Source organism: Microbacterium sp. MYb72 (genome assembly GCF_002979415.1).
Lineage (GTDB): Bacteria > Actinomycetota > Actinomycetes > Actinomycetales > Microbacteriaceae > Microbacterium > Microbacterium natoriense.
In genome coordinates, this window is sequence record NZ_PCOT01000025.1 from 34554 (window position 1) to 59288 (window position 24735).

The 24735-nt window shown below is 69.6% G+C and carries 17 protein-coding genes; 13 read left to right on the plus strand and 4 right to left on the minus strand.

From position 1 onward, the window contains the following. Window positions 1-8: 8 nt before the first annotated feature. Window positions 9-2705 (plus strand): pyruvate dehydrogenase (acetyl-transferring), homodimeric type, encoded by a 2697-nt coding sequence (aceE, locus tag CQ047_RS13880; protein WP_223585686.1) that lies wholly within the window; start codon window positions 9-11, stop codon window positions 2703-2705. Between the two features lie 633 nt (window positions 2706-3338). Here the strand turns inward: aceE and CQ047_RS13885 are convergent. After that, window positions 3339-4106 (minus strand): IclR family transcriptional regulator, encoded by a 768-nt coding sequence (locus CQ047_RS13885; protein WP_105676250.1) that lies wholly within the window; start codon window positions 4104-4106, stop codon window positions 3339-3341. 201 nt (window positions 4107-4307) lie between these two features. Here CQ047_RS13885 and CQ047_RS13890 point away from each other — a divergent pair, with 201 nt between their 5' ends. From CQ047_RS13890 to CQ047_RS13900, 3 genes are read left to right on the plus strand one after another with little or no spacing between them, the layout of a single operon-like run. Then, on the plus strand, window positions 4308-5708 hold the full coding sequence (locus tag CQ047_RS13890) for an NAD-dependent malic enzyme (RefSeq protein WP_105676251.1): 1401 nt from the start codon (window positions 4308-4310) through the stop codon (window positions 5706-5708). 5 nt (window positions 5709-5713) lie between these two features. Beyond that, window positions 5714-6985, plus strand: coding sequence for a DUF6986 family protein (locus CQ047_RS13895; protein ID WP_105676278.1), 1272 nt, complete (start codon window positions 5714-5716; stop codon window positions 6983-6985). Next, entirely contained in the window at window positions 6982-7809 is an 828-nt protein-coding gene (locus CQ047_RS13900) for a bifunctional allantoicase/(S)-ureidoglycine aminohydrolase (protein ID WP_105676252.1), read from the plus strand. The genes CQ047_RS13895 and CQ047_RS13900 overlap by 4 nt, the downstream gene beginning before the upstream one ends. Before the next feature lie 434 nt (window positions 7810-8243). On the opposite strand, the gene CQ047_RS13905 is transcribed toward CQ047_RS13900, so the two are convergent. Continuing rightward, window positions 8244-9644: an MFS transporter gene (locus CQ047_RS13905; RefSeq protein WP_105676254.1), complete on the minus strand. Its 1401-nt coding sequence runs from the start codon at window positions 9642-9644 to the stop codon at window positions 8244-8246. 230 nt (window positions 9645-9874) lie between these two features. Here CQ047_RS13905 and CQ047_RS13910 point away from each other — a divergent pair, with 230 nt between their 5' ends. The 8 genes from CQ047_RS13910 (at window position 9875) to CQ047_RS13945 (ending at window position 21084) form a co-directional block, all read left to right on the plus strand. Continuing rightward, complete coding sequence (locus CQ047_RS13910) at window positions 9875-10660, plus strand: hydroxypyruvate isomerase family protein (protein WP_105676256.1); 786 nt, start codon at window positions 9875-9877, stop codon at window positions 10658-10660. 25 nt (window positions 10661-10685) lie between these two features. Next, the gene (locus tag CQ047_RS13915; protein ID WP_105676257.1) at window positions 10686-11564 is read left to right on the plus strand and encodes a 2-hydroxy-3-oxopropionate reductase; all 879 of its coding nucleotides are present in this window, start codon (window positions 10686-10688) and stop codon (window positions 11562-11564) included. A gap of 32 nt (window positions 11565-11596) precedes the next feature. Continuing rightward, window positions 11597-13384, plus strand: a complete 1788-nt coding sequence (gene gcl / locus CQ047_RS13920; RefSeq protein WP_105676259.1) for a glyoxylate carboligase — start codon at window positions 11597-11599, stop codon at window positions 13382-13384. 9 nt (window positions 13385-13393) lie between these two features. Next, entirely contained in the window at window positions 13394-14509 is a 1116-nt protein-coding gene (locus CQ047_RS13925; protein WP_181155946.1) for a glycerate kinase, read from the plus strand. Between the two features lie 129 nt (window positions 14510-14638). Continuing rightward, entirely contained in the window at window positions 14639-16171 is a 1533-nt protein-coding gene (locus tag CQ047_RS13930; RefSeq protein ID WP_105676261.1) for an NCS1 family nucleobase:cation symporter-1, read from the plus strand. A 16-nt stretch (window positions 16172-16187) separates the two neighbouring features. Further along, window positions 16188-16913: an aspartate/glutamate racemase family protein gene (locus CQ047_RS13935; protein ID WP_105676263.1), complete on the plus strand. Its 726-nt coding sequence runs from the start codon at window positions 16188-16190 to the stop codon at window positions 16911-16913. Between the two features lie 60 nt (window positions 16914-16973). Beyond that, window positions 16974-18368 (plus strand): allantoinase AllB, encoded by a 1395-nt coding sequence (gene allB, locus CQ047_RS13940; RefSeq protein ID WP_105676264.1) that lies wholly within the window; start codon window positions 16974-16976, stop codon window positions 18366-18368. 502 nt (window positions 18369-18870) lie between these two features. Further along, window positions 18871-21084 carry an ATP-dependent Clp protease ATP-binding subunit gene (locus CQ047_RS13945; protein ID WP_105676265.1) on the plus strand — a complete coding sequence of 738 codons (2214 nt, stop codon included), beginning with the start codon at window positions 18871-18873 and terminating at the stop codon, window positions 21082-21084. A 121-nt stretch (window positions 21085-21205) separates the two neighbouring features. On the opposite strand, the gene CQ047_RS13950 is transcribed toward CQ047_RS13945, so the two are convergent. Together CQ047_RS13950 and CQ047_RS13955 are read right to left on the minus strand one after the other, a co-directional pair. Then, window positions 21206-22231 carry a S9 family peptidase gene (locus tag CQ047_RS13950; protein WP_105676267.1) on the minus strand — a complete coding sequence of 342 codons (1026 nt, stop codon included), beginning with the start codon at window positions 22229-22231 and terminating at the stop codon, window positions 21206-21208. Continuing rightward, on the minus strand, window positions 22228-23649 hold the full coding sequence (locus CQ047_RS13955) for a M28 family peptidase (RefSeq protein ID WP_146114356.1): 1422 nt from the start codon (window positions 23647-23649) through the stop codon (window positions 22228-22230). The genes CQ047_RS13950 and CQ047_RS13955 overlap by 4 nt, the downstream gene beginning before the upstream one ends. Window positions 23650-23736: 87 nt before the next feature. On the opposite strand from CQ047_RS13955, the gene CQ047_RS13960 reads away from it, so the two are divergent. Beyond that, window positions 23737-24714, plus strand: coding sequence for an AsnC family transcriptional regulator (locus CQ047_RS13960; protein WP_181155947.1), 978 nt, complete (start codon window positions 23737-23739; stop codon window positions 24712-24714). Window positions 24715-24735 lie beyond the last annotated feature (21 nt).

Here is a 24735-nt window from a genome sequence, read left to right on the forward strand (position 1 = left end):
GCCGAATCGTGACCGACAATCGCGCCTCCGCCGCCCTCCCCGCCGACCTCGACCCCGAGGAGACCGCGGAGTGGCTCGAATCCCTGGACGCCCTGATCGCCGAGCGCGGCACCGACCGCGGCGAGCAGATCGTCCGCACGCTGGTCGATCGCGCCGGCATCCGCTCCGAGCCGATCGCGACCACCGACTACATCAACACGATCTCCGTCGCCGATGAACCCGAGTACCCCGGCGACGAGGAGCTCGAGCGCCGCTACCGTGCCTGGATGCGCTGGAACGCCGCCGTCATGGTGCACCGCGCGCAGCGCCCCGGCATCGGCGTCGGCGGCCACATCTCCACCTACGCGGGCGCCGCCACCCTGTACGAGGTCGGCTTCAACCACTTCTTCCGCGGCAAGGACCACCCCGGCGGCGGCGACCAGATCTACTTCCAGGGCCACGCCTCTCCCGGCATGTACGCCCGCGCCTTCATGGAGGGCCGCCTCAGCGAGGAGGACCTCGACGGATTCCGCCAGGAGAAGTCGCGCGAGGGTCACGCGCTCTCGTCCTACCCGCACCCCCGGCTCATGCCGGAGTTCTGGGAGTTCCCGACGGTGTCGATGGGCATCGGCCCGATGAACGCGATCTACCAGGCGCAGTCGAACCGCTACCTGCACGGGCGCGGCCTCAAGGACACGAGCGACCAGCACGTGTGGGCCTTCCTCGGCGACGGCGAGATGGACGAGCCCGAGTCGCGAGGGCTGCTGCAGCTCGCGGCGAACGACGGCCTCGACAACCTCACCTTCGTCGTCAACTGCAACCTGCAGCGGCTCGACGGCCCCGTGCGCGGCAACGGCAAGATCATCCAGGAGCTCGAGGGCTTCTTCCGCGGCGCCGGATGGAACGTCATCAAGGTCATCTGGGGTCGCGAGTGGGACGGCCTGCTCGAGGCGGATGCCGACGGCGCCCTGGTCGACATCATGAACACCACGGTCGACGGCGACTACCAGACCTACAAGGCCGAGTCGGGCGGGTTCATCCGCGAGAACTTCTTCGGCCGCGACGAGCGCACCCGCGCCCTCGTCGACGGGCTGACCGACGACCAGATCTGGGGCCTCAAGCGCGGCGGCCACGACTACCGCAAGGTCTACGCGGCCTACGAGCAGTCGATGCAGCGCAACGGCAAGCCCACCGTCATCCTCGTGAAGACCGTCAAGGGCTACGGCCTCGGGCAGCGCTTCGAGGCGCGCAACGCGACGCACCAGATGAAGAAGCTCACGCTGCAGGACCTCAAGGACTTCCGCGACCACCTGCGGGTGCCGATCACGGATGCTCAGCTCGAGGCCGACCCGTACCAGCCGCCGTACTACCACCCTGGTGCGGATGCTCCCGAGATCGCGTACCTGCACGAGCGCCGTCGCGCGCTCGGCGGCTTCGTGCCGGAGCGCCGGCCGAACGCTTCGGGTCAGATCACGCTGCCCGATGCCAAGGCGTACGAGGTCGCGGCGCGCGGCTCCGGCAAGCAGCAGGCCGCGACGACGATGGCGTTCGTCCGGGTGCTGAAGGACCTCATGCGCGACCCGGAGTTCGGCAAGAGGATCGTCCCGATCATCCCCGACGAGGCCCGCACCTTCGGCATGGACGCGTTCTTCCCCACCGCGAAGATCTACAACCCGAACGGTCAGAACTACCTCGCCGTCGACCGTGACATCGTGCTGTCGTACAAGGAGTCGACGAGCGGGCAGATCGTGCACGTCGGCATCAACGAGGCCGGGTCCATCGCCGCGTTCACGGCAGCGGGAACCTCGTACGCCACGCACGGCGTGCCGCTGATCCCCGTGTACGTCTTCTACTCGATGTTCGGGTTCCAGCGCACCGGCGACTCGCTGTGGGCGGCGGCCGACCAGATGGCCCGCGGCTTCCTCATCTCGGCCACGGCGGGGCGCACGACCCTGACGGGCGAGGGCCTGCAGCACGCGGACGGGCACTCCCCGCTACTCGCGGCGACGAACCCGGCCGTCGTCACCTACGACCCCGCGTTCGGCTACGAGATCGGGCACATCATGCGCGCCGGCATCGAGCGCATGTACGGACCGGACTCGACCGACCGCAACCGCATCTACAACCTCATGGTCTACAACGAGCCGATCGTGCAGCCGGCGGAGCCCGAGGGTGTCGACGTGGACGGCATCCTCGGCGGCATCCACCGCATCTCCGCCGTCGAGAACCCGCAGACGCACCTGCTCGCCTCCGGCATCGGAGCGACCTGGGCGCTCGAGGCGCAGCAGCTGCTGCGCGACGACTGGGGCGTGCAGGCCGACGTCTGGTCGGTCACCTCGTGGACAGAGCTGCGCCGTGACGCGGTCGCCGCCGAGGAGGACGAGTTCCTCGGACGTGGCGCGCGCACGCCGTTCCTCGTCTCGCAGCTGGCGGGGGCGGAGGGGCCGATCGTCGCCGTGAGCGACTACGCCAAGGACCTGCCAGACCAGGTGCGCCAGTTCGTGAAGAACGACTGGGCGACGCTCGGCGCCGACGGCTTCGGCTTCTCCGACACCAGGGCCGCCGCGCGGCGCTTCTTCAAGATCGACGGTCCGTCGATCGTCGTGCGGACCCTGCAGCTGCTCGCGAAGCGCGGAGAAGTGGATGCCGCGGCCCCGGCCCAGGCGGCGGAGAAGTACCGCCTCCTCGACGTGAACGCCGGCACGAGCGGCTCCGACGCGGAGTAGCCGGCGCGCGCGGGTCGTCGCCGCCTCGGGAGGAGAAAGCACGTTCGGGCTGAGGATCTTCGCGGATTCGTCAGCCCGGGCGTGCGTTCTCAGCCCGGGCCTGCGGGGTTAGTACGGGCGTGCGTTCTCAGCCCGGGCGTGCGGGTCAGTTCGGGCTTGTGTCGGCGCGAGTGGATGCCGGTGCGGAGTGGTTGTCGCCGCTTCGGGAGGAGAAAGCGCGTTCGGGCTGAGGGTCTTCGCGGATTCGTCAGCCCGGGCGTGCGTTCTCAGCCCGAGCGTGCGGGTGAGTCCGGGCGTGCGGGTGAGTCCGGGCGTGCGGGGTGAGTCCGGGCGTGCGGGGCTAGTTTCGGGCGCACGTCGGTGCGAGTGTCCCCGGTGCGGAGTAGCCGGCGCGCGCGTTCGGGAGGAGAAAGCACGTTCGGGCTGAGGATCTTCGCGGATTCGTCAGCCCGAGCGTGCGTTCTCAGCCCGAGCGTGCGTTCTCAGCCCAAGCGTGCGGGGGCAGCCCGAGCGTACGTTCTCAGCCCGAGCGTGCGTTCTCAGCCCGAGCGTGCGAAGGCATCGGAGCTGGTGGATGCCGGTGCGGTGTCGCGCAGGGGAGTGCAGCGCGAGGCCGCGAGTGTCGGTCGGGGCTCAGTCGTTGAGCTCGGCGACGATCGCCTCGGCCGCGCGACGCAGCAGCGGCACGGCGCGTCCGCCGAAGGCCTCGTCGACGCGCGAGATCGGGCCCGAGACCGACACGGCGGTCGGGGTCGGAGCATCCGGCACCGCCATCGAGAAGCAGCGCACGCCGATCTCCTGCTCCTGGTCGTCGATCGCGTAGCCGCGCTCGCGGATCACGTCGAGCTCGGCCAGCAGGTCCTCGACCGTGCCGATGCTGTGCTCCGTGGGGGTCGGCATCCCGGCCCTGCTGACGATGCCGCGCACGGTGTCGTTCGGGAGCTGCGCGAGGATCGCCTTGCCCACGCCGGTGTCGTGCAGGTGCGCGCGGCGGCCGACCTCGGTGAACATGCGCATGGAGTGCAGCGACGGCACCTGCGCCACGTAGACGACCATGTCGCCGTCGAGCACCGCCATGTTGGCGCTCTCGCCGAGCGCGTCGACCAGGCCCTTGAGCTGGGGGCGGGCGAGGGCGCCGAACTGACGCTGCGCTCCCTCGCCGATGCGGATCAGCCTCGGGCCGAGCGCATAGCGTCGGTTCGGCAGCTGCCGCGCGTAGCCCAGCGACACGAGCGTGCGCAGCAGGCGGTGGATCGTCGGGAGGGGGAGATCGGTGGATGCCGCGAGCTCGCTCAGCGTGACATCACCACCGGCATCCGTCACGAGTTCCAGGAGCTCGAAGACGCGCTCGACCGACTGCACTCCGGATCCGGCGCTCTTCGGGGTCTTGCTCTCAGCCATTGAAACCTCCCAGTGTCGCGATCATTCCATCATGCGAGAGCCCCGTGTCGAAAATCTCGTCTCGAATACCTCGACTCTTGCGTCGAACTTCCATAAAGTAGACAATAGACTCCACGATACGAAAATCGTTGAAGATTTCTGAAGAAAAGCATCTCGTGTGCCACGGCGACTCGGCCGGGCTCACCTCGACGAGGAGGAAACATGGCGAATCCCGGACCAGGAAACTCGATCACCCTGCGGATCGACGCGCCGTCCAAGTTCAGCGTCACCAGCGAGCTCGCCGCGGCGGCCGCGGAGGCCGGCGCAGCCGTCACCGCCCTCGACGTCGTGGAGTCGCACCCGACCACGATCGTCGTCGACCTCACCTGCAACACCACGGGCGAGGAGCACGCCGACCGCGTGCGCGCAGCCGTCGACGCCCTCGAGGGCGTCACCGTGCGCCTCGTCAGCGACCGCACGTTCCTCATGCACCTCGGCGGCAAGCTCGAGGTCAACCCGCGGGTTCCGCTGCGCAACCGCGACGACCTCTCCCGCGCCTACACGCCGGGCGTCGCCCGTGTCTGCCTCGCCATCGCCGAGGACAAGAGCCTGGCCCGCAAGCTCACGGTCAAGCGCAACACGATCGCCGTCGTGACCGATGGCACCGCCGTCCTCGGCCTCGGCGACATCGGCCCCGAGGCCGCGCTCCCGGTCATGGAGGGCAAGGCCGCCCTCTTCAAGCAGTTCGCGAACGTCGACGCGTGGCCCGTCTGCCTCGACACCAAGGACACCGAGGAGATCATCCGGATCGTCAAGGCCATCGCCCCCGTCTACGGCGGCGTGAACCTCGAGGACATCGCGGCTCCCCGCTGCTTCGAGATCGAGGCCCGTCTGCGTGAAGAGCTCGACATCCCGGTCTTCCACGACGACCAGCACGGCACAGCGATCGTCACCCTCGCCGCCCTGCGCAACGCGCTCAAGGTCGTCGGCAAGACGATCGGCGAGGTCCGCATCGTCGTCTCCGGCGTCGGCGCCGCCGGCAACGCGATCATCCAGCTGCTCCTCGCCGAAGGCGCGCACGACATCGTCGCCGCCGGCCGCGACGGAGCGATCCACGGCGGCGGTGAGTACACCGACGCGCACCGCACCGAGATCGCCGCGACGACCAACCCGCGCGGGTTCCAGGGCACGCTCAAGGAGGCCGTGGTCGGCGCCGACGTCTTCATCGGCGTGAGCGCACCGAACGTCCTCGACGAGAACGACATCGCCGCGATGGCCGACGACGCGATCGTGTTCGCCATGGCCAACCCGACCCCCGAGGTCGACCCGATCGTCGCGTCCAAGCACGCCGCCGTGGTCGCGACCGGACGCAGCGACTTCCCGAACCAGATCAACAACGTGCTCGCCTTCCCCGGCTTCTTCCGTGGTCTGCTCGACGCGGGCGTGTCCGACATCACGCCGCCTATGCTGGTCGCAGCCGCCGAGGCCATCGCCTCCCGCGTCGGCGAGGACGAGCTCAACGCGAGCTTCATCATCCCGAGCGTGTTCGATCCGCTGGTGGCCGGCGCGGTCGCCGAGGCGATCGTCCGCGTCGTCGAGTCCTCCGCCTCGAACGAGGAGTGAGCACCGTGGCAGCAGGAACCCTGGGTGACGCCGACCTCGTCGACATCGACGCGCAGCTCGCAGGCACCGACGCGCTGCTGACGACCGAGTATCCGGGAGACGACGGCACCCGCCAGCCCGTGCACACCCTGTACGTGCCGGCGGACCGGTTCACCCCGGAGCTCCCCGCGGCGTACGGAGCGAAGGCGGCTGCGGCCGTCGCCGCGGTCGGCGGGACGGTCGCGCTCGCCGAAGCGGTCGGCCTCGGGCGCCTCGCCTCCGAGCTCGCCCCCCTGGTCGACGCGAAGCTCGTCGCCGAGCCGATCGAAGACCTCCGCCTCGACTTCGAAGACGGCTACGGCGCCCGACCGGATGCCGAGGAGGACGCGGATGCCGTGCTCGCCGCCGAGCGCGTGGCGGCAGCCGTGGCCGCCGGCGTCGCTCCGCCGTTCATCGGCATCCGCTTCAAGTGCTTCGAGGCGCCGACCCGGCGCCGCGGCATCCGCACCCTCGATCTGTTCCTGACGAACCTCGCCGGTCTCGGTCCGCTGCCCGCGGGGCTCGTGCTCACGCTGCCCAAGGTGACGACGGTCGCGCAGGTCGAGGCCATGGTCTCGCTGTGCGAGAGGTTCGAGGAGCGCCTCGGCCTGCCCGCAGGGCGCCTCCGCTTCGAGGTGCAGATGGAGACGCCGCAGCTGATCGTCGCGGCCGACGGGTCCGTGCCGGTCGCCACGCTGCTGCACCGTGCGAACGGACGCGTGTCGGCCCTGCACTACGGTACCTACGACTACAGCGCCTCGCTGCAGATCGCCGCGGCGTACCAGTCGATGGAGCATCCGGCCGCCGACTATGCGAAACAGGTCATGCAGGTCGCCGTCGCCGAGACGGGGGTGCGGCTCTCCGACGGATCGACGAACGTGATCCCGATCGGCGAGAACGCCCTCGACGCCTGGAGGCTGCACGCGCGCCTCGTGCGGCGTTCGCTGGAGCGCGGCTACTACCAGGGCTGGGATCTCGCCGCCGAGCAGCTGCCCACCCGGTACCTCGCGACCTATGCGTTCTACCGCGAGGGCTTCCCCGCCGCGGCGAAGCGCCTCGACAACTACCTGCACGGCAGCGACGCCGCCATCATGGACGAGCCGGCGACGGCTCGGGCCCTCGCGCGCTTCGTCGTGCGCGGACTGGAGTGCGGCGCCGTCACCGAGGCGGAGGTGCGGGATGCCGCGGCCGCCACGCGCTCCGAGCTGATCAGGCTCGCCCACCCGAAGCTCGCCGTCTCCGAGGAGGACAACTCATGAGCACCGACACCCGCACGTACTACACGCCCGCCGGCGGACTCCCGCCGCAGAGCGATCTGCTCACCGACCGCGCGGTCGTGAAGCTCGCGTACACCTTCATCCCGAAGGGCGTGCTGCGCGACATCGTCACCAGCAGCCTCCCCGGCTTCACGAACACGCGCGCATGGATCATCGCCCGCCCGACCCCGAGCTCGGCGACCACGTTCTCGCAGCTGATCGTCGAGATCGCTCCGGGCGGGGGGGCGGCGAAGCCCGAACCGGAGGCCGGTGTCGAGGGCGTCGTCTTCGTCACCACGGGACGGCTCACGCTCACGCTGGACGGGGAGCGCCACGTGCTGGAGGAGGGCGGCTACGCGTTCCTCGCACCGGGGGCGAAGTGGTCGCTCGCGAACGAGGGCGACGAGATCACCAGCTTCCACTGGATCCGCAAGGCCTACGAGTGGCTCGACGGCGTCGACGCCCCGGCATCCTTCATCACCAGCGACAAGGACATCGCGCCGGTCTCGATGCCCGACACCGACGACGTCTGGGCCACCACGCGCTTCTCCGACGCCAGCGACATGGCGCACGACATGCAGGTGAACATCGTCACCTTCAAGCCGGGCGGGTCGATCCCGTTCGCGGAGACGCATGTGATGGAGCACGGGCTGTTCGTGCTGCAGGGCAAGGCCGTCTACCGCCTGAACGACGACTGGGTCGAGTGCGAGGCGGGGGACTACATGCTGCTGCGCGCCTTCTGCCCGCAGGCGTGCTACGCCGGAGGCCCCGAGGACTTCCGGTACCTGCTCTACAAGGACATGAACCGCCAGATCACCCTGACCTGACGTCTTCCGTCAGCCTGAAGGCGCCGCCCCGCTGCTGCGGGACGGCGCCTTCGTCGTCGCCGGCCTCTCCATGACCAGGGCCCTACGGCATCCCGCACCACGGGCCGACGCCGAGGACACGGCGCACGGTCGGGAGGAGAAAACGCCCTCGGGCTGAGGAATCCCGCGGAATCCTCAGCCCGAGGGCGCTTTCTCCTCCCGGAGCGTTGACGTGAGGGGAGGTTGACCGTGACCGGAGCGTTGACGTGCCGGGAGACCGACGAGCCGGAGCGCGTCGGCCCGGATGCCGCGGCTGACGTCGTACGCCCCGTGAGGCGTGTCGTCTCGGTCGCCGGCGCGTCCTCGCTCAACGACCGGGGACTGCTCGATGGACGGGGCCGAAAGTGTGAGAGGAGCGGGGCCCGGGGGCCCCGCTCCTCGACTGATCCGACGGGTCAGGCCTTCGCGACAGCGGCGGCGGCGCGCTCCTCGACGGTCGGGATCTGCTCGATCCGGCCGAGCACCACCGTGTAGAAGACGATGCCGATGACCAGCATGATGCCGGCGACGATGAACGCCCAGGCGAAGCTGCCGGTGAACTGCACGATGAATCCGGTGACGATCGGAGCGGTCGTGCCGATGAGGTTGTTCACCGTGTTCATGACGGCGCCGGTCGCGCCCACCGCGCCCTCGGGGGCGATCAGGGCGGGGAGCGAGTTCGTCACGCTGAACGTGATGGTGATGCCCGTGATCCCCAGGGTGATCCAGACGAGCGACCAGACGAGGTCGGTGGTGAACGCCGTCCCGACGATCGTGGTGGCGAGCAGCATCCCGCCGATGATGAACACCCGCCTGACCGCGGTGCTGGACCTGCCGTTGCGGACCATGCGGTCCAGCAGGTAGCCGGGGAGCAGGTACTGCACGACGACGGCGAACAGCCAGGGGACGGCGGTGAACAGGCCCGACTTCGCGACGTCCATGTGCATCTGCGACTGCAGGAAGCCCGGCAGCCAGGTGAGCAGCATCCACTGCACGTAGCCGGCGCAGCCGAGGCCGAGGGACATGCCCCACACCTTGCGCTGGCGCAGGATGTATCCGAGGTTGGCGAGCGGGTTCGGCGTCGGAGCGTCTTCGTGCTGCGCACCGCCGTCGAGGATGTGGTTCAGCTCGGCGTCGCTCAGCCGGCCCTTGCGGTTCATCTCCTTCGGGTCGCGGTAGAAGACGAAGAACACGATGAAGTAGACGAGGCTGAGCACGCCGATGGTGATGAACGCGCCGCGCCAGCCGAACAGGGCGACGGCAGCGCCGACGAGCGGGAAGCCGATCACGTTGGACAGGCGCTGGCCGCTGTCGAAGATCACGGTGGCCATGCCGCGCTCGCTGCGAGGGAACCAGTAGCTGGTGGTCTTCATGGCGCCGGGGAAGATCGGCGCCTCGGCGAGGCCGAGGATCAGCCGGGCGATGAGGAGCAGCCCCATGCCGCTGATCATGGCGGTGAGGAAGCAGGAGACCGCCCACAGCACGGTTGCCGCCCGCATGACCCACTTGATGCCGATCTTGTCCAGCAGCATGCCCATCGGGATCTGCATGAGCGCGTACGACCAGCCGAAGCTGCCCAGGATGATGCCGATCTGGCCCTCGGTGAGGCCGAACTCCATCCGCATGTCGTGTTCCGCGATGGACATCGAGCTGCGGTCGATGTAGTTGATCAGCACCGCGAAGAACAGCAAGAACCCGATGGCCCAGCGGACGCGGCCGACCTTCTTCGCCTTCGGGACGATCAGTCCGGTGCGGGGGATCAGGTCGTTCCGCCCTGAGGGCGGCCCTGCGGGATCGCGAGGATCGGTGGATGACATGTGAGACCTCTCTTGCTCATCGTCGAGTTGAGTCTGGACGCTCCCAGACGGGGCGCCCGGTCACTGTATCCCCGCGGCGATAGTTTTCGAAAGAGGGAATTCAATATCCATATAGCGGAAAGGTTGGTATATCACTCGAGGCTCCGAATCGTTGACACGTCGAGCCTTCGCGCGTAGTCTTTTCATTACTAGGAACTTTTCTTCCACGATTCGAAATCAAGGATGATCTCATGAGCTACACCGTCAACGCCTCGATCCTGCTGACCGAGCTGCCGATCACCGAGCGCCCCGCTGCGGTCAGGGCGGCTGGTTTCGACGCCGTCGAGTTCTGGTGGCCGTTCTCCTCCGCGGTTCCCGCGCAGGACGACGTCGACGCCTTCGTCGCGGCCATCCAGGATGCCGGCGTGCAGCTCACCGGCCTCAACTTCTTCGCGGGCGACATGCCGACGGGCGATCGCGGCCTCGTCTCCTGGATCGGCCGCGAGGACGAGTTCCGCGCCAACGTCGAGGTGGTCGTCGCCATCGGCGAGCGGCTCGGCACGAAGGCCTTCAACGCCCTCTACGGCAACCGCATCGAGGGCGTCGACGCCCAGGCGCAGGACGACCTCGCCGTGCAGAACCTCGCGATCGCGGGTGCCGCAGTCGCGAAGATCGGCGGCATCGTGCTGCTGGAGCCGGTCTCGGGCATGGACGCCTACCCCCTGAAGACCGCGGCCGACGCGCTGGCGATCATCGCCAGGGTCGCGGACGAGCACGGCGTCGACAACGTCAAGCTGCTCGCCGACTTCTACCACCTGGCCGTCAACGGCGACGACGTCGCGGCGGTCGTCGCCGACCACGCCGCCGAGTTCGGTCACATCCAGATCGCCGACGCCCCCGGGCGCGGCGAGCCCGGCACCGGCGACCTGCCGCTCGCGCAGTGGATCGCCGACGCCCAGGCGGGCGGCTATGCCGGACCCATCGGACTCGAGTACAAGGCCACCCAGGCGGACCCCTTCGCCTGGATCCAGAACTGACACCCCCTCGCGAAGGAGCGACGACATGACCAGCATCGCCATCATCGGCCTCGGCATCATGGGTCTCCCCATGGCCAAGAACCTCGTCTCGGCCGGCTACGACGTGACCGGATTCAACCGCAGCCAGCAGGCCATCGACACGCTCGTCGAGGCCGGAGGCACGGGCGCGACTAGCATCGCGGATGCCGTGAAGGACGCCGACGTCGTCATCACGATGGTCCCCGACTCCCCGGACGTCGAGGGCGTCGTGCGCGGCGAGGACGGCGTCTTCGCGAACGCGAAGGCGGGCGCCCTGTGGATCGACAACTCCTCCATCCGCCCCGATGTCGCCAAGACGCTGGCGGAGGAGGCCGTCGCGGCCGGCTTCGGCGCCGTCGACGCCCCGGTCTCCGGCGGCGAGCAGGGCGCGATCGACGGCGTGCTGTCGATCATGGTCGGCGGATCCCCTGAGGACTTCGCGAAGGCCGAGCCCGTGCTGAACGCGATCGGCAAGACCATCGTGCACGTCGGCCCCGCCGGCGCCGGTCAGACCGTCAAGGCGGCCAATCAGCTCATCGTCGCCGTCAACATCCAGGCGCTCGCCGAGGCGGTCACGTTCCTCGAGGCGTTCGGCGTCGACACGGATGCCGCCCTCACGGTCCTCGGCGGCGGCCTCGCCGGCTCCAAGGTCCTCGACCAGAAGGGGCAGAAGATGCTGAACCGCGACTTCGCCCCCGGATTCCGCCTCGCCCTCCACAACAAGGACCTGGGCATCGTCACCGCAGCCGCGCGCTCCGTCGGGGTCACCGTCCCGCTCGGCGCTGCCGTCGCACAGCTCGTGAACGCCCTCGTCGCCCGCGGCGACGGCGGCCTCGACCACTCGGGCCTCTTCAAGCTCACCGCAGAGCTCTCCGGTCGCGACTGAGCGACCCCCATCACTTTCCCCAAGGAGACATCATGACCCGCATGCGCGCAGTTGACGCCATCGTCCAGATCCTCGTGAAGGAGGGCGCCACCGAGGCGTTCGGCCTGCCAGGCGCCGCCATCAACCCCCTCTACTCGGCGATGCGCCAGAACGGCGGCATCCGTCACACCCTCGCCCGCCACGTCGAAGGCGCCTCGCACATGGCCGACGGCTACAGCCGCACCGGCGACGGCCGCATCGGCATCTGCATCGGCACATCGGGCCCCGCGGGTACCGACATGATCACCGGCCTGTACGCCGCGATCGCCGACAGCATCCCGATGCTCTGCATCACCGGACAGGCTCCGGTCGCGAAGCTCGACAAGGAGGACTTCCAGGCCGTCGACATCGCGTCGATCGCGAAGCCGGTGACGAAGTTCGCCAAGACCGTGCTCGAGGCGGGGCAGATCCCCGGCGCCTTCCAGACCGCGTTCCAGGTCATGCGCTCCGGTCGCCCCGGTCCTGCTCTGCTCGATCTGCCGTTCGACGTGCAGATGACCGAGATCGAGTTCGACATCGACACCTACGAGCCGCTGCCCGTGGCGAAGCCCGTCGCGACCCGCGCGCAGGCCGAGAAGGTGCTCGACATGCTCATCGCGGCGACGCACCCCGCGATCATCGCGGGCGGCGGCATCGTGAACTCCGGCGCCTCAGCGAAGCTCGTCGAGCTGGCCGAGACCCTGGGCGTGCCCGTGTTCCCGACCCTGATGGGCTGGGGTGCGATCGGCGACGACCACCCGCTCGCCGGGGGCCTCGTCGGCATCCAGACCTCGCAGCGCTACGGCAACGCGAGCTTCCTCGAGAGCGACTTCGTGCTCGGCATCGGCAACCGCTGGGCCAACCGCCACACCGGCGGCCTCGACACGTACCGCACGGGCCGCACGTTCGTGCACGTCGACATCGAGCCCACCCAGATCGGCCGCGTGTTCGCGCCCGACTACGGGGTGGTGTCCGACGCCGGTGCGTTCATCGACGCGCTGCTCGAGGCCGCGCGCGACCGCGTCGCCGAGCTGCCCGACTACAACGGCTGGGCTCAGGAGTGCCGCGATCGCAAGGCGCGTCTGCAGCGCAAGACGAACTTCGACGACGTGCCCATGAAGCCGCACCGCGTGTACCAGGAGATGCTCGCGGCCTTCGGCCACGACACCACCTACGTCACCACGATCGGCCTGTCGCAGATCGCGGGCGCGCAGCTGCTGCACGTCTACGGCCCCCGCCAGTGGATCAACGCCGGCCAGGCCGGACCCCTCGGCTGGACCCTGCCCGCAGCGCTGGGCGTCGTCCGCGGCAAGCCGGAGCAGCCCGTCGTCGCGCTGAGCGGCGACTACGACTTCCAGTTCATGATCGAGGAGCTCGCCGTGGGCGCGCAGCACAAGCTGCCGTACATCCACGTCGTGGTGAACAACAGCTACCTCGGTCTGATCCGCCAGTCGCAGCGTCCGTTCGAGATGGACTACGAGGTCTCGCTGGCCTTCGACAACATCAACACCCCGCAGGACTCCTCCAGCATCGCCACGGGCTACGGCGTCGACCACGTCAAGGTCGCCGAGGGACTGGGCTGCAAGGCGCTCCGCGTCGAGCGCCCGGAGGACCTCGCCGCGGGCTTCGCCGAGGCCGAGCGCCTGCGGGACGAGTTCCAGGTGCCGGTGGTCGTCGAGGTCATCCTCGAGCGCGTCACCAACATCGCGATGGGCGCCGACCTCGACACCATGAACGAGTTCGAGGACCTCGCGACGTCGCCCGCCGACGCACCCGAGGCCGTCTACGCCCTGCTGGACTGAGACCGGTCCATGCGCATCCTGATCGCCTCCGACAAGTTCAAGGGCTCCGCCACCGGGGCCGAGGTCGCGGCGTCGCTCGCCGACGGCATCCGGACGCTGATCCCGGATGCCGTCGTCGAGGCGGTTCCCGTCGCCGACGGCGGCGAGGGCACGGTCGACGCGGCGATCGCGAGCGGGTTCGACCCCGTGACCGCGACGGTGACGGGCCCCGTCGGGCAGCCCGTCACCGCGGGGTTCGCGGTGCGGGGCTCCGAGGCGATCATCGAGATGGCGGCAGCGAGCGGGCTCGACCTGCTGCCGAACGGCGAGAAGGCCCCGCTGACGGCGACCAGCCGCGGCACGGGCGAGCTGATCGCCGCGGCCCTCGACCGCGGGTGCACGACGATCGTGCTCGGCGTCGGCGGGAGTGCGAACACCGACGGCGGCGCCGGGATGCTGCAGGCGCTGGGCGTCTCCCTCCGGACGGAGGATCGTCCGGTGCGGGCCGGCGGCGCCGCGCTCGTCGAGCTCGTCTCTGCTGATGTGTCGGGGCTCGATCCGCGGCTCGCCGAGGCGGAGATCGTGCTGGCGAGCGACGTCGACAATCCGCTCCTCGGGGACCGGGGTGCGGCTGCCGTGTTCGCGCCGCAGAAGGGGGCGAGCGCCGATGACGTCGCCGCCCTCGAGGCGGGCCTCGCACGATTCGCCGCCCTCCTCGAGCAGCAGCCGGGGGTGCGGCCCTCGGCATCCGCCCCCGGCGCCGGGGCCGCTGGGGGCGTCGGGTATGCGGCTCTGGCGGTGCTCGGCGCGCGCCGTGAACCCGGCATCGACGTCGTGCAGCGGCTCACCGGACTCGCCGATCGCATCGTCGGCGCCGACCTCGTCATCACGGGCGAGGGCAGTCTCGACGATCAGAGCCTCGGAGGCAAGACGCCCCTCGGGGTGGCCGCCGCCGCGCGTGCGGCGGGGGTGCCCGTCGTGGCCGTGTGCGGGCGGTCGACGCTGTCGGCGCAGGAGGCGACGGATGCCGGATTCCGCCGTGTGCACGCGCTGAGCGCGCTCGAACCCGACCCTGCCACGAGCATCGCGAACGCGAAGACGCTGCTCGTCGAGGTCGGCGCCCTCATCGCGCGCGATCTCCTCTGATTCTGGTATCCCAAAGCATTGACACGACATCACCGCGTGTGGTGAAATTTCTTTAGTTGAAAACTAGATTCCATATTACGGAACTACCCTGCAGCATCTCTTACCTGACGGAGCGGTCAAGGAAAGGCAATGATGTCCACCGAAGAGTTCGTCCACATCCCGAGCAGAGCGTCAGAGGGCCTCGACGAGGCGCCCTCCATCACCATCGCCGTGCAGGCCGGCATCAGCCCCCGTCTGTACAACACCGACCTCGCGCCCACGACCCGCGAGGGTCGCCACTGGAGCGCGTACAGCATCTTCACCCTGTGGGCCAACGACGTCCACAGCCTCGGCAACTACGCGTTCGCGATCGGCCTGTTCGCCCTCGGCCTCAGCGGCGGCGCGATCCTCGGAGCACTCGCCTTCGGAGCGCTGTTCCTGTTCCTGCTGCTCACCCTCTCCGGGTTCATGGGTGAGAAGACGGGCGTCCCGTTCCCCGTCATGAGCCGCATCGCCTTCGGCGTCCACGGCGCGCAGATCCCCGGCCTGCTCCGCGGCATCGTCGCGATCGCGTGGTTCGGCATCCAGACCTTCCTCGCCTCGCAGGTGCTCCAGGTCGTCATCCTCGCGATCGCCCCCGGCGCGGCATCCCTCCAGGAGGGGTCCTTCCTCGGGCTCTCCGCCCTCGGCTGGATCACCTTCGTCGTGCTGTGGATCGTGCAGGTCATCATCGTCAGCTACGGCATGGAGATGATCCGCAAGTACGAGGCCTGGGCCGGCCCCATCATCCTCGCCACCTTCGTCGCCCTCGCCGTATGGGTGCTCGTGCAGAGCGGCTTCCAGATCGACTGGGCCCCGCACGGCACCGCAGAGGGCGGGGAGCTGTGGCTCAAGATGCTCGGCGCCGCCTCCCTCTGGGTCTCGATCTACGGCACCTTCGTGCTGAACTTCTGCGACTTCACCCGCGGTGCGAAGTCGCGCAAGGCGATCATCAAGGGCAACTTCTGGGGCATCCCGATCAACATGCTGTTCTTCGGCGTGATCGTCGTCGTCCTCGCCGGCGGCACCTTCCAGATCGACGGCACCGTCATCACCTCCCCGGCCGACGTCGTCGCCGCGATCCCGAACACGTTCCTCCTCGTGCTCGCCTCGCTCGCACTGATCGCACTCACGGTCGCCGTCAACCTCATGGCCAACTTCGTCGCCCCGACCTACGCCTTCACGAACCTGCTGCCCAAGCACCTGAACTTCCGCAAGGCGGCGATCCTCTCCGCGGTGATCGGACTCGTCATCACGCCCTGGAACCTGTACAACTCGCCGATCGTCATCAACGTGTTCCTCGGCGGCCTCGGCGCCCTGCTCGGCCCGCTGTTCGGCATCATCATGGTCGACTACTGGCTGATCAAGAAGCAGCAGATCAACGTGCCGGCGCTGTACTCGACGTCGCCGGTGTCGGAGTACGCGTACTCCCGCGGATTCAACCCCCGCGCGATCATCGCCCTCGTGGTGGCCGGCGGCATCTCGCTGCTGCTCACCTTCCTCCCGGTCTTCGAGTCGGTGCGCGAGTTCTCCTGGTTCTTCGCCGCGGGGCTCGCGGCCATCGTCTACGGTGTGATCGCCGACCGTCGCGGCCCGTTCCACGACGTCGACGCGGGCGACATCGCCGTCACCCCGACCCACTGACCCAGGGAGAACGATCATGCGCATCCTCGTCGCGAACGTGAACACCACCCAGACGATGACCGACGGCATCGCCGAGGCCGCGAGAGCGGTCGCATCCCCCGGCACCGACATCATCGGGCTCACCCCCGACTTCGGCGCCGAATCCTGCGAGGGCAACTTCGAGAGCTACCTCGCCGCGATCGCCGTGATGGACAAGATCGTCCGGTACGACGGCGAGTACGACGCGGTCATCCAGGCGGGCTACGGCGAGCACGGGCGCGAGGGGCTCCAGGAGCTGCTCACGGTCCCGGTCGTCGACATCACCGAGGCCGCGGCATCCACCGCCATGTACCTGGGGCGCTCGTACTCCGTCGTCACGACGCTCGACCGTGCGGTGCCGCTCATCGAGGACCGTCTGATCCTCGCGGGGCTCCACGACCGCTGCGCCTCGGTCCGGTCCTCCGGTCTCGGCGTTCTCGAGCTCGAGTCCGACCCCGAGCGCGCGATCGAGGCCATCGCCGCCGAGGCGCAGAAGGCGGTCGAGATCGACCGTGCCGAGGTGATCGTGCTCGGCTGCGGCGGCATGGCCGAGCTCAAGGACCGCGTCGTCGAGCTGTGCGGCGTGCCCGTCGTCGACGGCGTGCAGGCCGCGGTGGCCGTGGCCGAGGGGCTCGTGCGTCTCGGCCTCACGACCTCGAAGGTGCGCACGTACGCGCCGCCGCGCCCCAAGCGCATCACCGGCTTCGGACCCTCCGCGCGCTGAAGCGCGCACAATCGATACAACGGACATCGTCGGCACCGCAGCCGGCAGAAGGGAAGCGACATGTCGCAGGAGAACGAGCACCAGGATGCCGGAGCGGTGTCGCTCGACCCGACGGGGGAGCACTACGACCTGGTGATCCGCGGGCAGCGGGTGCTCACCTCGGCGGGCGTCCGTCCTCGTGAGGTCGGCATCCGCCACGGCGTGATCGTCGCGATGCAGCCCCTGGGGAACAACCTCGACGGCGCCGAGATCATCGAGCTCGCCGACGATGAGACCCTCATCCCGGGCCTCGTCGACACCCACGTGCACGTGAACGAGCCCGGCAGGACCGAGTGGGAGGGCTTCGCCTCCGCCACGCGCGCCGCCGCCGCCGGCGGGGTCACGACCATCGTCGACATGCCGCTGAACAGCATCCCGCCGACCATCAGCGTCGAGGCGCTGAACATCAAGCGCGAGGCCGCGAAGGGGCAGACCCACGTCGACGTGGGCTTCTGGGGTGGCGCCGTGCCCGGCAACACCGCCGACCTCCGTCCGCTGCACGACGCCGGGGTCTTCGGATTCAAGAGCTTCCTGCTGCACTCCGGTGTGGACGAGTTCCCGCCGCTGGACGCCGACGAGCTCGAGAAGGATATGCGGGAACTCGCGACGTTCGACTCGGTCATGATCGTGCACGCCGAGGACTCCCGCGCGATCGACCGCGCCCCGCAGCCCGAGGGCGACGACTACGCGAAGTTCCTCGCGTCGCGCCCCCGCGGCGCCGAGAACCTCGCGATCGCCGAGGTCATCGAGCGTGCGCGCTGGACGGGTGGACGCGCGCACATCCTGCACCTGTCGTCGTCGGATGCGCTGCCCATGCTGCGCTCCGCCAAGAACGACGGCCTCAAGCTCACGGTCGAGACCTGCCCGCATTACCTCACGCTCACGGCCGAGGAGATCCCGCACGGCGCCACGCAGTTCAAGTGCTGCCCGCCGATCCGCGAGGCGGGCAACCGCGAGCAGCTGTGGCAGGGCCTGGAGGACGGCACGATCGACTTCATCGTGTCGGACCACTCGCCGTCGACCCTCGACCTCAAGGACCTCGAGAACGGCGACTTCGCCGTGGCCTGGGGCGGCGTCGCGTCGCTGCAGCTCGGCCTCTCGCTGATCTGGACCGAGGCCCGTCAGCGCGGCCTCTCGCTCGAGACGGTCGTCGCGTGGATGAGCGAGCGCCCCGCGCAGTTCGCCGGGCTCACGGGCAAGGGGCGCATCGCCCCCGGCTACGACGCCGACTTCTCGATCTTCGCGGCGGATGACGCGTACGTCGTCGACGTGAACAAGCTGCACCACAAGAACCCGCTCACGCCGTACCACGGCAAGGCCCTCGCGGGCGTCGTGCGCAAGACCTGGCTGCACGGCGAGGTCATCGACTTCGAGAGCCCGCGCGGTCGTCTGCTTCGTCGCGGGATGACCGAGTAGCGGCGCTCTTCGGGGCGGGTCCGGGCACTGCGCTCGGGCCCGCCCCTCTTCGTGTGCGGCTGCTCTGTGTGCGGGTATCTCGCGGGACGGCGCCCCTGTTCTGCGTATCTGCGTCTGGAGTTGCGTGTCGGCATCCGAAATTCGGACGGTTGCAGGGAATTCGGATGATTCCGACGCGTGCGTCCGAGGAAGGCGGCGGCATCCGAAATTCGGACGGTTGCAGGGAATTCGGATGATTCCGACGCGTGCGTCCGAGGAAGGTGGCGGCATCCGAAGTTCGGACGGATGCGCGGAATTCGGATGATTCCGACGCGAGCGTCCGAAAATCCTGCGATCGTCCGAAAGGAAGGGAGGGATGGAGAACCGGGGAGAGTGTGGGCGGCCCGGCGGAGGGATGCTGCGGGCGTTGACGGGAGGCAGGGGAGAGGAGTAAAGTTGAGCCAACACCACTCAACTTTGATCCAGAACGGATCCACCAGAAGGAGACTCCCCAGGAGGACGAATGACCACCCCTCAGACCGAAGACCAGCAGTCCGCACTCGAGCAGTTCGGGATCAACCTCACCGACCGCGCCCGCCAGGGCAAGCTCGACCCCGTGATCGGCCGTGACAACGAGATCCGCCGTGTCAGCCAGGTGCTCACCCGCCGCACCAAGAACAACCCGGTGCTGATCGGCGAGCCCGGCGTCGGCAAGACCGCCGTGGTCGAGGGGCTCGCCCAGCGCATCGTCGCGGGCGACGTCGCCGAGTCGCTCAAGGACAAGGAGCTGGTCTCGCTCGACATCTCCGCCCTCGTGGCCGGAGCCATGTACCGCGGCCAGTTCGAAGAGCGTCTGAAGAGCGTCCTCAAGGAGATCACCGAGTCCGACGGGCGCGTCATCACCTTCATCGACGAGCTGCACGTGCTCATGGGCGCCGGCGGCGGTGAGGGATCGGTCGCGGCATCCAACATGCTCAAGCCGATGCTCGCCCGCGGCGAGCTGCGTCTGATCGGCGCGACCACGCTCAACGAGTACCGCGAGTTCATCGAGAAGGATGCCGCGCTCGAACGCCGCTTCCAGCAGGTGTACGTGGGCGAGCCGACCGTCGAGGACACGATCGCGATCCTCCGCGGGCTCAAGGGCCGCTACGAGGCGCACCACGGCGTCACGATCTCCGACAGCGCCCTGGTCGCCGCCGCGGCGCTGTCGAACCGCTATCTGCCCGCGCGACAGCTGCCGGACAAGGCCATCGACCTGATCGACGAATCGATGTCGCGCCTCAAGATGGAGATCGACTCCTCGCCGGTCGAGATCGACCAGCTCAAGCGCCAGGTCGACCGCATGAAGCTCGAAGAGCTCGCCCTCAAGCGCGAGAAGGACGCCGCATCGAAGGAGCGCCTGAGCGCCCTGCGCGAGCAGCTCGTCGGCATGGAGAGGCAGCTCGCAGGACTCGAGGAGCGGTGGGCGCGCGAGCGGCAGGGGCTGAACCGCGTGGGCGAGCTGAAGAAGCAGCTCGACGACGCCATCACGCAGCGCGACCTCGCGATGCGCAACGCCGACTACACGAAGGCGTCGAAGCTCGAGTACGAGACGATCAAGCGCCTCGAACGCGACATCGCGGAGGCCGAGCAGGCCGAGGCCACGACTTCGACCGAGCCCCGCATGGTCAACGAGCAGGTCACCGACGAAGACATCGCCGCCGTGATCGCCGCGTGGACCGGCATCCCCGTCGGCCGCCTCATGCAGGGCGAGAGCGAGCGTCTCCTGCACCTGGAGTCCGAGCTGGGCAAGCGCCTGATCGGGCAGAAGGATGCCGTGAAGGCCGTGTCGGATGCCGTGCGCCGCTCCCGCGCGGGCATCAGCGACCCCGGTCGCCCGACCGGCTCGTTCCTGTTCCTCGGTCCGACCGGTGTCGGCAAGACCGAGCTGGCGAAGGCCCTCGCGGACTTCCTCTTCGACGACGAGCACGCCATGGTGCGTATCGACATGTCGGAGTACGGGGAGAAGCACTCCGTCTCGCGGCTCGTCGGCGCACCTCCCGGCTACGTCGGCTACGAGCAGGGCGGTCAGCTCACCGAGGCCGTGCGGCGTCGCCCGTACAGCGTGATCCTGCTCGACGAGGTCGAGAAGGCGCACCCCGAGGTGTTCGACGTGCTGCTGCAGGTGCTCGACGACGGGCGTCTCACCGACGGCCAGGGTCGCACGGTCGACTTCTCCAACGTCATCCTGATCCTGACCTCGAACCTCGGCTCGCCGATCCTCATCGACCCGACGCTGTCGCCCGACGACAAGCGCGAGCAGGTCATGGCGCTCGTGCGTCAGGCGTTCCGTCCGGAGTTCCTGAACAGGCTCGACGACATCGTGATGTTCTCGGCGCTGAGCGAAGACGACCTCGCCCAGATCGTCGAGCTCACGGTCGACGCGCTGCAGAATCGTCTGCACGATCGCCGTCTCACGCTCGCGGTCACCCCGGATGCGCGGACCTGGCTCGCCGAGCGGGGCTACGACCCGGTGTTCGGTGCGCGTCCGCTTCGTCGCCTCATCCAGAGCGAGGTGCAGAACAGGCTGGCGACCGCGCTGCTGTCGGGCAATGTGCACGACGGTGACACGGTGCGGGTCGACATCGCCGCCGACGGGTCGGGCCTCGTGCTCACCGCCGAGACCCCGGAGCCGCCGGCCCCTGGCGCCCCGGCATCCGACGACGACGTGATCGAGGCCGAGCTCCTCGACGACTGAGTGCCGCCCGCGGTTTGATGCGGGTGAGGGGTCAGAGAATGCCGCTGCGGGGATGCCCGTGGCGGCACTCTCTGACCCCTCACCTTTGCGCGGCGGGGGCGTTTCGTCTCGCTGCGCCCGCTCAACGATCGAGGGCGAAGCGGTCGGCGATCCAGGCGGCGGCCTGCGAGGGGGCGTGCTGCGGATGCATCGTGCCGGAGTGGTGGGTCGGCCACCACGCGGAGGTCAGCGCCACGCCCGTCGCGCGGTACCGGCGCAGCAGGCGCGCGGTCAGGGGCGCGGGGGCGACCTCGTCGAATCGCGCGGCGTCGATCCGCACCGGCGCGCGCAGCCTCGTGAGCGACGCGACCTCGTTCGCACGGAAGCTCGCGGCGAGACGTGCGAACAGCTCGTCGCCCTCGCGTCCTCCGATGCGGCCGGGGGCGATGCCTCCCCATGACGTCCGGGCCGCGAGCTCCGTCAGGCACAGCTCGTCGAGGTCGGGCCAGAGCTCCGCGGCGCGAGGGCCGAGGCCGTCGGAGGCGATCAGCTCCAGCATCCGCTCGTCCGTCGTCGCGGCGCCGCGGAGCATCAGGGCGATCAGCGCCGACACCACGCCCGAGCCCGCGAAGCGCGCGCCGATCCTGCGGGACAGGCCGATGCTGAGGTCCATCCGGGTGACGGGGGCGAACGCCGCCGTGCCGACCAGCCGCGCGCCCGCGACGGGCGCGACCGAGGCGTGCAGCGCGGCCACGGCGCCCTCGGAGTGACCGGCCGCCACCCACGCGTCACCGAGGTCGGCGTCGAACGACGCGCGCGCCCGCACCATCGCGTGCATCGACTCCGCCAGGGACGCGCCGATCAGGTACGGATGGATGCCGGGTCCGCCGATGCCCTCGTAGTCGGGACGCAGCACGGCGATGCCCCGCGCGACGAGCATCCGGCACAGGGCGTCTCCCTGCGACATCCGCCGCCACTCCGGATGCTCGGGGCTTCCGATGCTCGGCGCCGACCGCGGCGAGCCGCCCGTCGTCATGTGCCCGAAGACGACGACGGGTCGGCCCCCGGCGGGCGCAGGCCCGTCCGGAACGTGCAGCAGCCCGGTCTGCTCCTGCACCGAGCCGTCGATCCCCGCAGCGGGGAAGGTGACGACGCGACCAGGGATCACCAGCGACCCCGCGGCAGTCTCCGCCGCAGCGCCGCGGGCATGGTGCCCAGCATCCGTCCGTTCCGCCGGTCGGCGTCGTCGACGAGGTCGGCGAAGAAGCGGGCGACCGGCACCAGCTGCGCGCGATCGATGCGCTCGATCGTGTCGGCGTCGTCGTAGAGGTAGAGGGGGCCGGAGATGAGGCTGATCGTCGGCACCCCCGAGACGAACGTGAACGAGGCGTCGGTGGGGATTCCGCCGGCGAAGAACTCCAGCATCCCCGCGCCCATGAGGCTCGTGCCGTGCAGGCGATGGCGCCGGATGCTGCGGGCGATCCGCCACGTGAAGGCCGGGTTCACGTTCACGAAGATACCGCGCGGCTCGGTCTCGCCCGTGCTCTCGAAGCCGCCGTCGCTGCCTTCGACGGCCCGCAGCCCGATGTGCTCGATCGTGGCGTTGAGCACGATGTTCCACGGGGAGTCCGGCGACAGGACGTACCGCCGGGCGAACTCGCGGTGCGCCTGATACCCGGTGAAGTGCGTGTCGAACGTGACGAACAGCAGCGTCTTCTCACGCACGACTCCGGATGCCGCGGCGGCGCCGTAGTGCTCGGCGAGCGCGATGACCTCGGCGGTGCCCGAGGCGTCTTCGACCGCGCCGGGGCCGATCGAGTCGTGGTGCGACTGGATCATCACGGCATCCGACGTGCGTCCGGGGAGAACGCCGATCACGGTGCGCGACACGACCTCCTCGCGGGTGATGTCGAGGGTGAGCCGTGCCGCAGGGTGCACGGCGAGGAGCCGCCGCAGCCGCGCCCCTTCGGCGCGCGTGACCCAGGCGCCGGGGAGCGTGAACAGCGTCCGCCGGTAGTACTCGTTGTGGTAATTGCGGGAGTCAGGGTAGTCGCGCAGCACCCCGATCACGCCCACGGCGCCCTCCGCGGCCGCGTCGGTGATCGTGCGGGCGAGGGACGTGACGTAGGGATTGCGGCTGCCGAGCACCTCGCGGCGCATCACCCGACGGCCGGGGTCGTGCAGGTACATGGTCAGCGGCAGCGAGTGCGCCACCGTCATGTCGAACGTGAGGTCGAACAGCACGATCGCCCCGCGCACGTCGTGGCGCCGCACCCGGTCGGCGCCGATGTCGACCACGCGCGCGTCGATGCGGTGCTCGGCCGTACCGGTCCAGTCGTGCGCGGCGAGTCCGGAGTGCAGGATCGGCGAGCAGGCCAGATCCTCGTCGCCCACGCGGATGCTGCAGGCGTCGGCCCTCCACGAGAACGAGGGCACCTCCATCACCTGCGTCTCGAGACCCGCCCCCGTGAAGCGCTCCGAGACGTACGCGGCAGCGGACTCGCCGCCCGAGGTCCCGGTGGCGCGCGGTGCCATCGCGACGAGATCCTCGATGCTCGCCATGATCGACTCTTCGCTCATACCCATGAGGTGAGGCTAGGGAGAACGACGCGATACGGGAACAGTCATGCTGAATCCTTCACTTCTCATGGGGAGATGCTTACGATTCGTCACATGGACAGTCTCCGCGACCTCGGCGAGCTCGACCTCGCCATCGTGCACGCCCTGCAGATCGACGCCAGGGCGCCCTGGACGCGCGTCGCAGCAGCGGTGGGAGCGGATGCCGCGACCGTCGCCCGGCACTGGCAGGCCCTGCGCGAGGAGTCGCTCGCGTGGCTCACGGCCTGGCCGACGCCGGAGCGCTTCTCGTCGACCACCGACGTCGCGATGGTGCTGCTCGACCCCCGCACGAGCGCCGACGCGGTCGACGGCATCGCGCGGCTCCCGTGGGTGCTGAGCGCCGACGACACCTCGGCCGGCGTGCTCGTGCTGGTCGCGGGAGCAGGAGGCCTCGCCGTGCTGGGCGACCGCGTGCGCGCCGTCGCGGAGCGGGGGGCGCGCGTGCGACGGATGGACGTGGCCGCGGCGATCGTGGCCGAGGACTCGACGTGGCGGCTGCGCGTGCTCTCGCGACAGCAGCAGCGGGCGCTGCGGGATCCGTCGCGGCCCGACGAGGCCCGCCCGCCGAGGGCGGAGATCGTCGCGGAGGTCGCCGAGGCCCTCGACGAGGACCCGCGGATGCCGGCGGCATCCGTCGCGAAGATCCTCGGCGTCTCCGAGGCCACCGCCCGCCGCACGGTCGACAGGGCGGTCGCCGCCGGGCTGCTGCGACTCGGCTGCGACCTCGCGATGCCGGCCGCCGGGTACCGTCGGGGTGCGATCCTCTGGGCGCGTTCCGCCGACGCCGAGGGGGCCGCCGCACGAGCCGCACGCCTGCCGGAGGCGCATCGCGTCGGCATCCTCGTCGGGCGCGCTCCGCTGTTCGTGGGGGTGCGCGCGCGATCGCTGACGAGCCTGCAGCAGATCGAACAGGCCTGGGGAGACGACATCGACGTCGTCGACCGCTGGACCGTGCTGCGCGGCATCAAGCGCAACGGCCACCTGCTCGACGCCTCCGGCCGATCACGTGAGCGCGTGCCGCTGCGCTGGTGACACGGAGGGGTGCTGTGGGGG

Coding starts and splice junctions, on each gene's coding strand:
- CQ047_RS13885 (WP_105676250.1), bottom strand. CDS start 4,106: ATGGCTGAGAGCAAGACCCCGAAGAGCGCCGGATCCGGAGTGCAGTCG.
- CQ047_RS13900 (WP_105676252.1), top strand. CDS start 6,982: ATGAGCACCGACACCCGCACGTACTACACGCCCGCCGGCGGACTCCCG.
- CQ047_RS13905 (WP_105676254.1), bottom strand. CDS start 9,644: ATGTCATCCACCGATCCTCGCGATCCCGCAGGGCCGCCCTCAGGGCGG.
- CQ047_RS13955 (WP_146114356.1), bottom strand. CDS start 23,649: ATGGGTATGAGCGAAGAGTCGATCATGGCGAGCATCGAGGATCTCGTC.
- gcl (WP_105676259.1), top strand. CDS start 11,597: ATGACCCGCATGCGCGCAGTTGACGCCATCGTCCAGATCCTCGTGAAG.
- allB (WP_105676264.1), top strand. CDS start 16,974: ATGTCGCAGGAGAACGAGCACCAGGATGCCGGAGCGGTGTCGCTCGAC.
- CQ047_RS13915 (WP_105676257.1), top strand. CDS start 10,686: ATGACCAGCATCGCCATCATCGGCCTCGGCATCATGGGTCTCCCCATG.
- CQ047_RS13925 (WP_181155946.1), top strand. CDS start 13,394: ATGCGCATCCTGATCGCCTCCGACAAGTTCAAGGGCTCCGCCACCGGG.
- CQ047_RS13945 (WP_105676265.1), top strand. CDS start 18,871: ATGACCACCCCTCAGACCGAAGACCAGCAGTCCGCACTCGAGCAGTTC.
- CQ047_RS13935 (WP_105676263.1), top strand. CDS start 16,188: ATGCGCATCCTCGTCGCGAACGTGAACACCACCCAGACGATGACCGAC.
- CQ047_RS13960 (WP_181155947.1), top strand. CDS start 23,737: ATGGACAGTCTCCGCGACCTCGGCGAGCTCGACCTCGCCATCGTGCAC.
- CQ047_RS13890 (WP_105676251.1), top strand. CDS start 4,308: ATGGCGAATCCCGGACCAGGAAACTCGATCACCCTGCGGATCGACGCG.
- CQ047_RS13910 (WP_105676256.1), top strand. CDS start 9,875: ATGAGCTACACCGTCAACGCCTCGATCCTGCTGACCGAGCTGCCGATC.
- CQ047_RS13930 (WP_105676261.1), top strand. CDS start 14,639: ATGATGTCCACCGAAGAGTTCGTCCACATCCCGAGCAGAGCGTCAGAG.